We start from the raw sequence: 13029 nt of genomic DNA, 5'->3' as shown, positions 1-13029 counted from the left end.
GGAGAAAGCCATGACGGCATTCCATGTCATGACGGGAGCAGGCGAAGCCTATGCGCATCCCGCCATCAACAAGATCAGCATTGCAGACGTCTTCGACGCGCTGAAGCGCGGACTGGACGATTTTCGCGAAAAGCCGTCTCACTATGTCTTCCTGTGTCTGATGTATCCTGTCGCCGGGGTGTTCCTGGCTGTCGCGACATCGAGCGCCAATCTGCTGCCGATGATCTTCCCGCTGATTTCAGGCTTCGCGCTGATCGGCCCGATCGCGGCGATCGGCCTTTATGAGATCAGCCGCCGCCGCGAAACCGGGCTTGATACGTCCTGGACCCATGCCCTCGACGTCCGCCATTCCCCGGCGCTGCCTTCAATCATTGCCGGCGGGCTGCTGCTCTTCGCCTTCTTCGTCGTCTGGCTGGTTGCAGCACAGACGCTCTACAGCAATCTTTTCGGCGACGTCTTCCCGCGCTCGGTCGAGACATTCTCGGCGCAGATCTTCGGAACACCCGAAGGCATGCAGCTGATGCTCTGGGGCAATGTGCTGGGGCTCGTCTTTGCCATCGTCGTGCTGGCGACGACGGTCGTGACGTTCCCGATGCTGCTCGACCGCGATGTCGGTCTGGTGGCTGCCATGGGCGCCTCGATCCGGGCAACGGCGGCCAATCCGGTGCCGGTATTCTTCTGGGGGCTCATCATTGCGGTGCTGCTCGTCATAGGCAGCATTCCGCTGTTTGCCGGACTGGCCCTCGTGATGCCGATCCTCGGACATGCGAGTTGGCATCTCTATAGAAAGCTCGTCGCGCCGGCCTGATCTGGCCGGTTCGGGCGCAACCGGAACTTTGCGGCCTTCCTCCGAGTTGTCTTGCGACATCTTTGAGGGAGGCAGCGAATGGAAGGTGCCAAAAAACTCTTTGCGCATTTCGCGACGAAGATCTCGGAGTTGGCGGGCGCGCCCGTTACCTTCGTTCTTGCCGTCATCTCCGTTCTTGTCTGGGCCGGGCTTGGCCCGGTTTTCGATTATTCGGAGACCTGGCAGCTGGTGATCAACACCGGCACCACCATCGTCACCTTCCTCATGGTTTTCGTGCTGCAGAACGCCCAGACGCGCGATACGCGGGCGATCCAGGCGAAGCTCGACGAGATCATCCTGACCAGCCATGCCGAGAACCGCTTCATCGGCATCGAGAACCTCGACGAGGACGATCTGAAGCATCTCGATCGCTTGGTTGCCAAGGCGGCGAAGGGCAGGCGCAACGCGCAGGAGGATGGAGGGGAGGTCAAGCTTGCCGATGAAGACAGGAGCGGCAAGGGCCCGAAACGGCAGCAGGCCGCTACTGTTGCCAAGAAGGCCAGTTTTGCCGTCAAGAGATCAGCGTCTGCAAAAGCGGCCGGGCGCAAGCCGATGGATGTGAAAAGCCGCAAGCAGAAAGCAAAAACGGCGCCCTGAGGCGCCGTTTGCAATGCAGATGGAGCGTATCAGCCGAAGACGCGCTTGAAGATCGTGTCGACATGTTTGGTGTGATAGCCAAGGTCGAACTTCTCGCGGATCTGTTCTTCGGAGAGCGCGGCGCGCACCTCCTGGTCGGCGAGCAGCTCTTCGAGGAAGTCCTTGCCCTGTTCCCAGACCTTCATGGCGTTGCGCTGTACCAGGCGGTAAGCGTCCTCGCGGGAGACGCCAGCTTGCGTAAGGGCAAGCAGAACGCGCTGCGAGTGAACAAGTCCACGGAACTTGTTGAGGTTCTTCTCCATATTCTCAGGATAGATCACCAGTTTCTCGACGACGCCGGCAAGGCGGTTGAGGGCAAAGTCCAGGGTGATCGTCGTATCGGGGCCGATGGCGCGCTCGACGCTCGAATGGCTGATATCGCGCTCATGCCAGAGGGCAACGTTTTCCATCGCTGGGATGACCGACATGCGTACGAGGCGCGAGAGGCCGGTCAGGTTTTCGGTCAGGACCGGGTTGCGCTTGTGCGGCATGGCCGACGAGCCCTTCTGGCCCGGCGAGAAGAACTCTTCGGCTTCCAGAACTTCGGTGCGCTGCATGTGGCGGAATTCGATGGCGATGTTTTCGATCGACGAGGCGATGACGCCGAGCGTGGCGAAGAACATCGCGTGGCGGTCGCGAGGGATGACCTGCGTCGAGACCGGCTCTGGTGTCAGGCCAAGCTTGGCGCAGACATGCTCTTCGACTCGCGGGTCGATATTGGCGAAGGTGCCGACGGCACCCGAGATCGCACCGGTGGCGATTTCGGCGCGGGCAGCGACGAGGCGGGCGCGGTTGCGGTCCATCTCGGCATAGAAGCGGGCAAGCGTCAGGCCCATCGTCGTCGGCTCGGCATGGATGCCGTGGCTGCGGCCGATGCGGACGGTGTCCTTGTGCTCGAAGGCGCGGGTCTTCAGGGCGGCGAGCACGCGATCGACACCGGCAAGCAGGATGTCGGCGGCGCGGACGAGCTGGACGTTGAAAGTGGTGTCGAGCACGTCGGACGACGTCATGCCCTGGTGCACGAAGCGGCTGTCAGGACCGACGAATTCGGCCAGATGGGTCAGGAAGGCGATGACGTCATGCTTGGTGACGGCTTCGATCTCGTCGATGCGTGCGACGTCGAATACCGCCGCGTTGCCCTTTTCCCAGATGGTCTTCGCCGCGTCCTTGGGGATGACGCCGAGTTCGGCGAGCGCATCGCAGGCGAAGGCTTCGATCTCGAACCAGATGCGGAACTTGGTTTCGGGCGACCAGATGGCGACCATCTCTGGGCGGGAGTAACGCGGGATCATGGCTCACTGCTTTCGTTGGTAGACAAAACTTGCTGGCGCCCCTGTAGCAAAGACGGGCGGCAATCTCAACGCATGCGTTTCGCCAGCGCGAAACTGGTGGCGAGCAGGCAGATCAGGCCGAAGGGCAGGAACAGCCGGACGCCGAGCACCGAGAACTGGTAGACGGCATTGGCGCCGGTGAAGATGAACTCGAAAATCCAGATGACGCTGCCGAAGGGGGCATGCCAGCGCGAATAGAAGATGCGGTAATCCATCGAAAACAGAAACGCCGTCATCAGGATCGTGCCAATCGTCAGGCAGGCGAAGAAGGCGGCGAAACGGGTTTCGAGCGGGCGTTGCCAGGCAAAGAAGCGGGCGAGCGGCAGCATGAACGGCCAGGCGAACAGGCCGCCGAAGAAATAGAGCAGCGCGAGTTCGGCAAGATGGCTGGTTTCGAAGCGGTTGCGCAGATAAAGCGCCGCGGTCGCCGAGGCCGTCATCATCAGGCCCCAGAGCAGGGCGCCCGCAAGGACATCGAGCAGCGGTGGCTTTGCGGCGCGCAGGCGTTCCATGGTCAGCGGGCGATTGCGGAGAGTGCCGTCATACACGGCCGGCTTCGGCTGCCGCCCGCAATGCGGCGATCTCGCTGCGATAGGCTTCGGGCGAGCCGGCCTTGAATATCGCCGATCCTGCGACGAGCACATTGGCGCCCGCCTTGCCGACGATGGGTGCTGTTTCCAGCGTCACGCCGCCGTCGACCTGCAATTCGATCGGCCTGTCACCGATCAGGGACTTGGCGGCGGCGATCTTGCCGGCCATCGCCGGAATGAACTTCTGGCCGCCGAAACCGGGGTTTACGGACATGATGAGGATCAGGTCGATATCGTCGATGACGTTTTCGATGACGGAGAGCGGCGTTGCCGGATTGAGCGTCACGCCGACCTTCTTGCCGAGATTGCGGACGGTCTGCAGCGAGCGGTGCAGATGCGGGCCGGATTCGGCATGGACGGTGATGCGGTCGCAGCCGGCCTTGGCGAAGGCTTCGAGATAGGCATCGACAGGCGCGATCATCAGATGGCAGTCGAAGGTGGCGTCGGTATAGGAGCGCACGGACTTGATGACATCGGGGCCGAAGGAAATGTTCGGAACGAAGTGGCCGTCCATGACGTCGAGATGGATCCAATCGGCGCCGGCTGCGGTCACGTCTCGGATTTCCTGGCCGAGCTTGGCGAAGTCGGCGGCGAGGACGGAGGGGGCGATGCGGATCGGCAGCGTCATGGGGAACTCTCTCTCGTTAAGATGCTCGCCGCGGATTTAGCAGTGTGCGACGCGACGGGCAACTGATCGAGGTGCCCGATCTGCAGCATCACTCCGAGGCCGCGCCGAGGATCGTGAAGGCGCCGTTGCGCCATTCCTGCAGGCGGTAGGGGTTGTCCGCCAGTTCGTGATTGGCTCCGAATGTGACAGGACCGATCGGCGTCTCAAAGCGCGTGCCGGTCAGCACATCGGCGAGCGGCTTGCCGTTTGCCGCGGACACCGCCTGCTGTGCAATCGTGGCGGCTGCGGCTGCGGGAAGCACATAGCCTTCCGGTTCGATGCCCTGTTCGCGCATCGCCTGGGCGGCAGCCTTGCCATCCGGCTGGTTTGCATATTCGGGGATCGCGACAGCGTGCACCCCGTCCGCCAGCGCCAGCGGTTGATTGGCGGCCCGCATCGCGTCGCCGCCGAGAATATCGAGCGGGATTTTTTCGGCCGCCGCATCGCGCGCGATGATCGCCACGTCCGAGCGGTCGCCGCCGATGAAGACTTTGGCGGCGCCGGCGCGTTTCAGCCGGCGGACAAGCGCGATCTGCTGTTCCTGGCCCGGCCGGTAGGTGTCGGTGAAGGCCGCCTTCAGGCCGTTTTGCTCAAGAGCGTTCCTGACGGCTTCGGTCAGTTCGCGGCCGTGGATCGTGCCGTCCTCGATGAGTGCGATCGGCGCGGCTGCCCAGTCGCGCAGGATGACCTCGATGATGCGAGCGGCTTCAGCCCCATCAGGCGGGCCAAGACGGAAGAGCGGCCAGCCGTTCTTCAGTGAATCTTCCATCAGGATACGGGAACGGACGGACACGGTGATTGCGGGGATATTGGCATCCTTCAGCTTCGGCAGGGCGCCTTCCAGCGTCTCGCTGCAGAGAAAGCCGATGGCGACCTGGACCTTGGCGGCGATCAGCGCGTCGGCAATCGTGCCGCCGCTGTTGTCCTCGCAGGGTTCGTTGACCGCGACGAAGGTGTTGCCATCCTTGGTGACCTGAAAATTCGCACCGGCGAAGATCTGGGTTCCGAGCTGCTGGAGATTGCCGCCCTGGGGGGCAACGACGCCGATGGTGATGCCAGCTGCATGGCCTGCCGGCGCCGCCATCAGCAGCATCGAAACAGCAGCTATGCCACGCAGAATATTCATAAAAGTCGCCGGCTCCTGACCTTTGTCCATGCCCTTTTATCCGGCGAATACTAATCGTCAAAGAAAAACAGCGTAATAGGCAGCATTTCGTCGCGTTCATTGTAGAAAATGTAACCGATGGCGGCCATATTAGTGAGATAACAACAAGCGGCGAGGCCGCAGGAGACCTTCTGTGTTGAGCAGGCAACCGATCGATCCAGCGCTGTATCGCGATGCCATGAGCCGGTTTGGTGGGCATGTCCAGCTGGTGACAACGGCGCTCGGCGATCAGAAGCGCGGCGTGACGATCACTGCCGCATGCTCCGTCTCCGACAGTCCGGCCTGCGTGCTCGTCTGCCTCAACAACAGCAACCCCAAGAATGAAATCTTCTTCCGCAGCGGCATCTTTGCGCTGAACACGCTGGGCGCCCATCATCAGGGGCTGGCCGATGCCTTCTCCGGACGCATGAAGCTCGACAACGAGGACAGGTTCTCGAGGGGCAGGTTCGAGAAGCTGGTGACGGGTGCGCCGGTGCTTTCGGATTCACTCGCCTCCTTCGATTGCCGAGTCATGGAAATCAAGGAGATGTCGACGCATCACGTCATCTTCGGCGAGGTCGTCGGTGTCCGTTTCGACGAAACAAAACCGGCTCTTCTCTATATGAACCGCGACTATCACACGCTATAACTTCTCCAAAAGGGAGGAGACATGGCTGATCAGACCGCGCCGCTTCTGCCGCAATCGATCGATGAAACGATCGCGCTGCTCGGCGGGCAGGATTATCTGGCGGGCCGGGCGCTCGGCACCGTGCTTTTCCTGGCATTGAAGATGAAGCGGCCCTTGTTTCTCGAGGGCGAGGCGGGCGTCGGCAAGACTGAAATCGCCAAGGTTCTGTCAAAGGCGCTCGAGCGTCCGTTGATCCGGCTGCAGTGCTATGAGGGGCTGGATGTTGCCTCTGCCGTCTACGAGTGGAACTACCCGGCACAGATGCTGGAGATCCGGCTGTCGGAAGCCTCGGGCCTGACCGACCGCGCGCGGATCGAATCCGATATCTTTTCCGAGCGCTATCTGATCCGCCGCCCGGTGCTGCAGGCGCTTTCCTCCACAGACGGGCGTGCGCCGGTTTTCCTGATCGACGAGCTCGACCGTACCGACGCGGCCTTCGAGGCTTTCCTGATGGAGGTCCTGTCCGATTTTCAGGTGACTATTCCCGAGCTCGGGACGATCAGGGCAGACGAACCACCCATCGTCATCATCACCACAAATCGGACGCGTGAGGTGCACGATGCCCTGAAGCGGCGCTGCCTCTACCACTGGGTCGATTATCCCGAGGCGCAGCAGGAGCTTGAGATCATCCGCCGGAAAGTGCCTCACTGCAACGAGACGCTGTCGCGCCAGATCGTTGCCTATGTGCAGCGGCTGAGGACACTCGACCTCTTCAAGAACCCAGGCGTTGCCGAGACGATCGACTGGGCGACGGCGCTGACGGAGCTCGATCGGCTGGCGCTCGATCCGGAAACGATTTCCGACACGATCGGCACGCTCCTGAAATATCAGGACGACATCGCGCGCATTCAGGACGGCGAGGGCGCACGGGTGCTGAAGGATGTCCAGGACGAATTGCGGGTTGCGGGATAGGCGATGCAGGGCGAGAAGGCAGAGGATGGTATCGTCGTTCCGCCGCTTCCGCTGGGTGACGGCCGGTTTGCTGACAATATCGTTTTCTTCGGCCGCACGCTGCGCAAGGCCGGGCTGAAGGTTGGCCCTGCGGCGATCGCTGACGCCATCGAGGCGGTGGAAGCGATCGGTATGGGATCGCGCGACGAGTTCCATGCGGCGCTCTCGGCGGTCTTCGTCAAGCGGCATGAGGATGCGGCTGTCTTTGACGAAGCCTTCCGGCTTTTTTGGCGATCGCGCAATCTCGTCGAGAAGATGATCGCGATGATGTCGCCAAGGGCGCCGGATACGCGGGAGAAGGAAAAGCAGAGGCCGGGAGAGACCCGGGCAAGCGACGCGCTGCTCGGTGACCGGCGCGCCGACAGGCCGCCGCGCGAAGAGCCCGATATCGAGATCGATGCGCGCTTCACGATGTCGGGCAATGAGATCATCCGGCGCATGGATTTCGCGCAGATGTCGGCGGCGGAAATCGCACTCGCCAAGAAGGAGCTGGCACGCCTGCAACTGCCGCTCGACCGTGTCACCACCCGGAGATTCAAGCCATCGCATCGCCACGCGACGGTCGATCCCCGCGCAACGATGCGCGCTGCCCTTCGTACCGGCGGATCGCTGATCCTGCCACGCTACCGCGAGCGCAAGGAGATCCAGCCGCCTTTGGTGGTGCTCGCCGATATTTCGGGCTCGATGAGCCAATATACGCGGATCTTCCTGCACTTCCTGCATGTGCTGACCGAGCGCCGCCGCCGCGTCAGCACCTTTCTGTTCGGGACGCGGCTCACCAATGTAACGCGGCAGATGCGCAACAAGGATCCGGATCAGGCGCTGGACGATTGCGCGGCTGCGGTCAACGACTGGTCGGGCGGAACGCGGATAGGCGAGACGCTGCACGAGTTCAATCGCCTCTGGGGACGGCGCCTGCTGGGGCAGGGCGCCGTGGTGCTGCTGATCACCGACGGGCTGGAGCGCGAGGGCGTCGAGCAGCTTTCGGCCGAGATGGACCGGCTGCATCGCTCCTGCCGGAGGCTGATTTGGCTCAATCCGCTGCTGCGCTTCGATGGCTTCGAGCCGCGGGCGCGCGGCGTTCGCGCCATGCTGCCGCATGTTGACGAATTCCGGCCGGTTCACAATCTATCCTCCTTGAGCGATCTTGCTGCGGCACTCGGCACAGGACGCTCGGAGAGCTACGACCCGCGGCGCTATCTGGAGAGAATGAGAGGCTCTGCATGAACGAAACACCTTTCGGCCTCGACCCGCTGGCGACGGCGGAAGCCTGGAGGAAGAGCGGTCGCGACGTGGCGATCGCCACCGTGATCGAGACCTGGGGCTCGGCGCCGCGTCCGGCAGGCAGCCATCTGGTGATCGACAGCGACGGCAATTTCGAGGGATCGGTGTCCGGCGGTTGCGTCGAAGGCGCGGTGATCACCGAAGCACTCGATGTTATCGGCAACGGCGAAGCGAAGATGCTGGAATTCGGCGTTGCCGACGAGACGGCCTGGCGTGTCGGGCTTTCCTGCGGCGGACGGATTCGCGTCTATGTGGAAAGGCTCGGCTAGTGGAGCTGGCGGCGCTCGAGCGGCTGAATGGCTTGAGGCAGGCACGGATCGCTGCCGCACTGGTCACCGATCTCAGCGGTGGCCGGGCGAGCGTCGTTGCCGAAGGTGACCAGCTCTCCGGCGCGCTTGGGGAAGCCATAGCGGCTGCCTTTCGCTCGGGGCGCTCGAGCATTGTGGAGGCCGATGGCGGGCGCTATTTCCTCAACGTCCATCTGCCACCGCCTGATATCGTCATCATCGGCGCGGTCCATATCAGCCAGGTTCTGGCGCGAATGGCAGCGCTGGTGGGCTTCGATGTCAGGATCATCGATCCGCGGACGGCGTTCGCGACGCCGGAGCGTTTTGCGGGAATCGACTTGACGGCCGACTGGCCGATCGATGTCCTGAAGGACAAGCCGCTCGATGCTTATACGGCATTGGTCGCGGTGACGCACGATCCGAAGATAGACGATTTTCCGATTGCCGAGGCACTGCGCTGCGGCTGTTTCTATGTCGGCGCGCTCGGAAGTAGGAAGACCCATGCGTCGCGTCTGGAGCGGTTGGGGGCTGAGGGTTTCCCGGATGAGGCGCTGGCGCGCATCAACGGGCCGATCGGGCTCGATATCGGCGCAGCCAGTCCGGCAGAGATCGCCGTCGCCATCCTGGCGCAGATTATCGCGGCACTGCGCTCGCGCAATCTTCAGCCTCCGAAGGGTGACAGGGGATGAAGTTCGGCGAATTTCCGATCGCCGGTGCCGAAGGACTGATGCTTGCGCATGCGGTCAAACTGCGTGACCGGACCTTGCACAAAGGCCACCGCGTTTTGCCGGAGGATATCGAAACGCTCCAGCGGGCCGGTATCGTCAGCATCACCGCAGCACGCATCGAAGACGGCGATCTCAGCGAAGACGAAGCAGCGCGGCAGCTCGCTGCGGCAATTGCGCCGGATCATCTGCGGTTTTCGGAGGCCGCCACAGGGCGGGTGAATGTCTATGCGGCAGCCGACGGGCTGTTTGTCGCGGACCGCGCCGTCGTCGACCGCGTCAATCGTATCGATCCGGCAATCACGCTCGCCTGTCTTGGAGATCATGCGCGCGTGCGGGCGGGCGATATGGTGGCGACCTTCAAGATCATTCCGCTGGCGGTGCCAGGAAGCAAGGTCGAGGCTGCGTGCGATGCATTGCGGGCTGCGGTGGCCTTCCAAGTCAAGCCTTTTGCCGAATATGCGGTATCGCTTGTCGCCACCGAACTGCCGTCGCTGAAACCCGTGGTCATGGACAAGACGGCGCGCATTCTGGAGCGGCGGCTGGCTGCATCCGGCAACCGGTTGGCACGCGAGCAGCGTGTGGCTCACCGGCGCGACGCCGTCGCTGCCGCCATCGGTGAGGCAATGGTGGCTGCCGATCGCTTTCCGAAGCTCGTGATCGTCTTTGGGGCGTCGGCCGTGATCGACGAAGATGATGTGATCCCGGCGGCGATCCGGCAGGCCGGCGGCGAGATTCTGAGCGTCGGCATGCCCGTGGATCCCGGCAATCTGATGGTGCTCGGGCGGATCGGCGAGACCTATGTCGTCGGTGCCCCGGGCTGCGCCCGCAGTCCGAAGGAGAACGGTTTCGACTGGGTGCTGGATCGCATTCTGGCTGGAGAGAAACCCGATGCCCACGATCTCACGGGCATGGGTGTCGGAGGGCTACTGATGGAAATCGAGACACGGCCACGGCCGCGGGACAGTGCCGAGGGGCATCACCGGCCGGTGACAGTTGCTGCGGTCATCCTGGCGGCAGGCAAAGCCAGCCGTATGGGAGAGGGTGGTGCCCATAAGCTGCTGGCGGAGTTCGACGGCAAGCCGCTGGTACGCCGCGCCGCCGAAACCGCTCTTGCTGCCGGTACGGCATCCGTCATCGTCGTGACTGGTCACCGGGGGAGCGAGATCGAGGCTGCACTCGTCGGATTGGGTGTGGCGGCCATCGAGAACGCCGATTATGCGTCCGGCATGGCAAGCTCGCTGATATCAGGATTTTCGGCGGTGCCGGTACGCGATGCGGACGGTGTGCTCGTCATGCTCGCGGATATGCCCGGCGTAACGGGTGCCGATCTCGACGCCCTGATCTCGGCCTTCCGCGCCGCTTCCGGCCGGGCGATCGTTCGCGCGGTGTCGCGCGGCAAGCGTGGCAACCCGGTCATTCTTCCGCGCGCGCTCGGCGATGCCGTGATGCGGCTTGAAGGCGATGTCGGCGCGCGGCATATCATCGAGACATCCGGATTGCCTGTGATCGATGTCGATATCGGCGATGCGGCACATCTGGACGTGGATACGCCGGAAGCCGTTGTTGCGGCCGGTGGCATTTTGAGGGGATAGAATGGATACGGCGGCGATCGAGGAAATGTTTCAGGGTCTCGGCCCTGTCACCATCAAGCGGATCTTCGGCGGCAAGGGAATCTATCACCTCGGCCGGATCATCGCGATCGAACTGCGCGATGAAATGCTCCTGAAGGCTGACGAGAAGAGCGCGCCGGAATTTGCCGATGCCGGCGCCAGCCAGTGGGCCTACGAGGGCAAGAAGGGCAATCCGGTGAAGATGCCCTACTGGTCGATCCCCGAGAATGCCTATGATGATCCGGACGAGATGGCGAAATGGGTCAGGCTTGCCTACGAGGCAGCGCTGCGGGCCGAGTAGTCAGCGGAGGTCGGTGTCGCCGAGGAAATCGATTGCCGCACGGGCAAATTCGGAGAGTGGCTGCGGCAGCTCGTTGCAGCCGAACCAGCCGAAATCGGAAAGCTTATCCGGCTCAGTGATCTCGGGATCGCCGCGAAAGTCGTCGGCGATGTAAAGCACCGAAATCCAATGCTGCCTGTCGGCCTGGCTGAGCACCTCCGCTGGACCAAGCAGTCTGACAGTGCGGATTTCGAGGCCGGTTTCTTCCTCAGCCTCGCGGCGTGCGGCCTCGGCGGTGGATTCCATAAAATCCACCTTGCCGCCTGGAATGCTCCAGTGACCCGGTTCGGGCGCCTTGACGCGCTTATAAAGGAGAATCTTGCCGCCGCGCAAAATCACCAGGCCTACGCCGAGGCCTGGGAAATCGATGCCCGGCTGACCCATCGCGGGATCAGACCTTGGCGCTGGCTGCGATCAACATGAAGGCAGGGATGTCGTCGCCGAAACCAACCGGTGTCGGGCCGTCATCGTGGTCGCGGTAGCGGCGGCGGTCGCGAGAGTCGTCGTTTGCCGGATAGGGCCGAGTGTTGCGCGCGTTGTTGTGCTGCTTGTTCTCTGCCTTGCGCTCTTGCTTCACGCTTTCGACCTTTACTGGGGCTGGTGCTGCGACTTCGATGATTTCGGCGGTAGTATGTTCGACGGCGGTATCAGATTTATGACCCGAAGCGCCACGGCCCTTGCCGCGGCCGCGATCGCGGCTCTTGTCGCCACGGCCGCCGCGTCCCGGACGATCCGTCTCCTTGCTTTCCTCTGCGGGAGGCAAGGCATTGAGATCGCCGTTCAGCCATTCGACCTTTTCGCCGATCAGCTTTTCGATCGCATCGGTGAATTTCATATCGCGCTTGGTCACCAGCGTGAAGGCGGCGCCGGAGCGGCCTGCACGGCCGGTACGGCCAATACGGTGAACGTAATCTTCCGAATGGATCGGTACATCGAAGTTGAAAACGTGGCTGACATCCGGGATGTCGAGGCCGCGGGCTGCGACGTCAGAGGCCACCAGAAGCTGGAGCTGGCCGTCGCGGAAGTTCTGCAGCATGGTGGTGCGCGAACGCTGGTCCATATCGCCATGCAGCGCACCGACGGAGAAGCCGTGCCGCTCTAGCGAGCGGAACAGATCGGCTACATCCACCTTGCGATTGCAGAAGATGATGGCGTTCTTCAGCTCTTCCTGGGCACGGACGAGATCACGCAGGGTGGCGCGCTTCTCATAATCCTTGCCATGGGTGGCGACGAAACGCTGGGTGATGGTCTTCGAAGCGGAGGCCGGCTTGGCGACTTCGATGCGCTCCGGGTTCTGCAGGAAGCGGTCTGCCAGCTTCTGGATCTCCGGCGGCATGGTGGCCGAGAAGAACAGCGTCTGGCGGGTGAACGGGATCATTTTAGCGATGCGTTCGATATCCGGGATGAAGCCCATGTCGAGCATGCGGTCGGCTTCGTCGATGACGAAGATCTCGACGCCGCTCATCAGCAGCTTGCCGCGCTCGAAATGGTCGAGCAGTCGGCCGGGCGTGCAGATCAGAACGTCGGCGCCGCGCTCAAGCTTGCGGTCCTGTTCTTCGAAGGATACGCCGCCGATCAGAAGGGCGACGTTCAAACGGTGGTTCTTGCCGTATTTCTCGAAATTCTCGGCGACCTGAGCCGCGAGTTCGCGGGTCGGCTCGAGAATCAGCGTGCGTGGCATGCGGGCGCGGGCGCGGCCCTTTTCCAGCAGCGACAACATCGGCAGAACGAAGGACGCCGTCTTGCCCGTACCCGTCTGTGCAATACCGCAAATGTCGCGGCGCTGCAGGGCGAACGGGATGGCGCCCGCCTGAATAGGGGTAGGGATCGTGTAGCCGGCGTCGGTAACGGCGGAAAGCACTTTTTGGCTCAAGCCAAGATCAGCAAATGTCGTCAAAGGGAAAACTATTTCCGTTCAGGTTCGGC

Annotated in this window: 15 protein-coding genes; 9 read left to right on the top strand and 6 right to left on the bottom strand. The window is 62.6% G+C overall.

Annotated elements, in window-relative coordinates:
• Positions 1–10 precede the first annotated feature (10 nt).
• Both J2X43_RS27145 and J2X43_RS27140 read left to right on the top strand, forming a co-directional pair.
• Positions 11–808, top strand: coding sequence for a DUF2189 domain-containing protein (locus J2X43_RS27145; RefSeq protein ID WP_310300008.1), 798 nt, complete (start codon positions 11–13; stop codon positions 806–808).
• Positions 809–886: 78 nt separating this feature from the next.
• The gene (locus J2X43_RS27140) at positions 887–1444 is read left to right on the top strand and encodes a low affinity iron permease family protein (protein WP_310300005.1); all 558 of its coding nucleotides are present in this window, start codon (positions 887–889) and stop codon (positions 1442–1444) included.
• Between the two features lie 29 nt (positions 1445–1473).
• Here the strand turns inward: J2X43_RS27140 and purB are convergent, their stop codons facing one another.
• The 4 genes from purB to J2X43_RS27120 all read right to left on the bottom strand — a co-directional run bounded on the left by purB (position 1474) and on the right by J2X43_RS27120 (position 5197).
• Complete coding sequence (purB, locus tag J2X43_RS27135) at positions 1474–2775, bottom strand: adenylosuccinate lyase (protein ID WP_310300002.1); 1302 nt, start codon at positions 2773–2775, stop codon at positions 1474–1476.
• Between the two features lie 65 nt (positions 2776–2840).
• Positions 2841–3326 (bottom strand): hypothetical protein, encoded by a 486-nt coding sequence (locus tag J2X43_RS27130; protein ID WP_310300315.1) that lies wholly within the window; start codon positions 3324–3326, stop codon positions 2841–2843.
• 28 nt (positions 3327–3354) lie between these two features.
• The gene (gene rpe / locus J2X43_RS27125) at positions 3355–4032 is read right to left on the bottom strand and encodes a ribulose-phosphate 3-epimerase (RefSeq protein ID WP_310299997.1); all 678 of its coding nucleotides are present in this window, start codon (positions 4030–4032) and stop codon (positions 3355–3357) included.
• Positions 4033–4120: 88 nt separating this feature from the next.
• On the bottom strand, positions 4121–5197 hold the full coding sequence (locus J2X43_RS27120) for an ABC transporter substrate-binding protein (RefSeq protein WP_310299994.1): 1077 nt from the start codon (positions 5195–5197) through the stop codon (positions 4121–4123).
• A gap of 172 nt (positions 5198–5369) precedes the next feature.
• Here J2X43_RS27120 and J2X43_RS27115 point away from each other — a divergent pair, with 172 nt between their 5' ends.
• Genes J2X43_RS27115 through J2X43_RS27085 form a run of 7 tightly spaced genes read left to right on the top strand, consistent with a single transcriptional unit; the run spans position 5370 to position 11064 of the window.
• Positions 5370–5864: a flavin reductase gene (locus J2X43_RS27115; RefSeq protein WP_310299991.1), complete on the top strand. Its 495-nt coding sequence runs from the start codon at positions 5370–5372 to the stop codon at positions 5862–5864.
• Positions 5865–5885: 21 nt separating this feature from the next.
• A complete protein-coding gene (locus J2X43_RS27110; protein WP_310299988.1) occupies positions 5886–6815 on the top strand; it encodes a MoxR family ATPase in 930 nt (309 codons plus the stop codon).
• 3 nt (positions 6816–6818) lie between these two features.
• On the top strand, positions 6819–8081 hold the full coding sequence (locus tag J2X43_RS27105; protein WP_310299985.1) for a VWA domain-containing protein: 1263 nt from the start codon (positions 6819–6821) through the stop codon (positions 8079–8081).
• Entirely contained in the window at positions 8078–8407 is a 330-nt protein-coding gene (locus J2X43_RS27100; protein WP_310299982.1) for an XdhC family protein, read from the top strand. The genes J2X43_RS27105 and J2X43_RS27100 overlap by 4 nt, the downstream gene beginning before the upstream one ends.
• The gene (locus J2X43_RS27095; RefSeq protein WP_310299979.1) at positions 8407–9114 is read left to right on the top strand and encodes an XdhC family protein; all 708 of its coding nucleotides are present in this window, start codon (positions 8407–8409) and stop codon (positions 9112–9114) included. Before J2X43_RS27100 ends, J2X43_RS27095 begins: the two co-directional genes overlap by 1 nt.
• Positions 9111–10745 (top strand): NTP transferase domain-containing protein, encoded by a 1635-nt coding sequence (locus J2X43_RS27090; RefSeq protein WP_310299975.1) that lies wholly within the window; start codon positions 9111–9113, stop codon positions 10743–10745. Before J2X43_RS27095 ends, J2X43_RS27090 begins: the two co-directional genes overlap by 4 nt.
• A gap of 1 nt (position 10746) precedes the next feature.
• On the top strand, positions 10747–11064 hold the full coding sequence (locus tag J2X43_RS27085; protein WP_310299972.1) for a TfoX/Sxy family protein: 318 nt from the start codon (positions 10747–10749) through the stop codon (positions 11062–11064).
• On the opposite strand, the gene J2X43_RS27080 is transcribed toward J2X43_RS27085, so the two are convergent.
• Together J2X43_RS27080 and J2X43_RS27075 are read right to left on the bottom strand one after the other, a co-directional pair.
• Complete coding sequence (locus J2X43_RS27080) at positions 11065–11487, bottom strand: NUDIX domain-containing protein (RefSeq protein WP_310299969.1); 423 nt, start codon at positions 11485–11487, stop codon at positions 11065–11067.
• A 7-nt stretch (positions 11488–11494) separates the two neighbouring features.
• Positions 11495–13000 (bottom strand): DEAD/DEAH box helicase, encoded by a 1506-nt coding sequence (locus J2X43_RS27075; RefSeq protein WP_310299966.1) that lies wholly within the window; start codon positions 12998–13000, stop codon positions 11495–11497.
• Between the last annotated feature and the right edge of the window lie 29 nt (positions 13001–13029).

This window comes from Rhizobium sp. BE258 (assembly GCF_031457345.1).
In the GTDB taxonomy this organism is placed as follows: Bacteria; Pseudomonadota; Alphaproteobacteria; order Rhizobiales; family Rhizobiaceae; genus Rhizobium.
Note: the sequence above shows the minus strand (reverse complement) of the source record. Positions and strands in the feature narration are given on the sequence as shown.

Bases quoted from the DNA above. Each gene is read 5' to 3' on its own strand.
- J2X43_RS27145 (WP_310300008.1), top strand. From the start codon at position 11: ATGACGGCATTCCATGTCATGACGGGAGCAGGCGAAGCCTATGCGCAT.
- J2X43_RS27140 (WP_310300005.1), top strand. From the start codon at position 887: ATGGAAGGTGCCAAAAAACTCTTTGCGCATTTCGCGACGAAGATCTCG.
- purB (WP_310300002.1), bottom strand. From the start codon at position 2,775: ATGATCCCGCGTTACTCCCGCCCAGAGATGGTCGCCATCTGGTCGCCC.
- J2X43_RS27130 (WP_310300315.1), bottom strand. From the start codon at position 3,326: ATGGAACGCCTGCGCGCCGCAAAGCCACCGCTGCTCGATGTCCTTGCG.
- rpe (WP_310299997.1), bottom strand. From the start codon at position 4,032: ATGACGCTGCCGATCCGCATCGCCCCCTCCGTCCTCGCCGCCGACTTC.
- J2X43_RS27120 (WP_310299994.1), bottom strand. From the start codon at position 5,197: ATGAATATTCTGCGTGGCATAGCTGCTGTTTCGATGCTGCTGATGGCG.
- J2X43_RS27110 (WP_310299988.1), top strand. From the start codon at position 5,886: ATGGCTGATCAGACCGCGCCGCTTCTGCCGCAATCGATCGATGAAACG.
- J2X43_RS27105 (WP_310299985.1), top strand. From the start codon at position 6,819: ATGCAGGGCGAGAAGGCAGAGGATGGTATCGTCGTTCCGCCGCTTCCG.
- J2X43_RS27100 (WP_310299982.1), top strand. From the start codon at position 8,078: ATGAACGAAACACCTTTCGGCCTCGACCCGCTGGCGACGGCGGAAGCC.
- J2X43_RS27090 (WP_310299975.1), top strand. From the start codon at position 9,111: ATGAAGTTCGGCGAATTTCCGATCGCCGGTGCCGAAGGACTGATGCTT.
- J2X43_RS27085 (WP_310299972.1), top strand. From the start codon at position 10,747: ATGGATACGGCGGCGATCGAGGAAATGTTTCAGGGTCTCGGCCCTGTC.
- J2X43_RS27080 (WP_310299969.1), bottom strand. From the start codon at position 11,487: ATGGGTCAGCCGGGCATCGATTTCCCAGGCCTCGGCGTAGGCCTGGTG.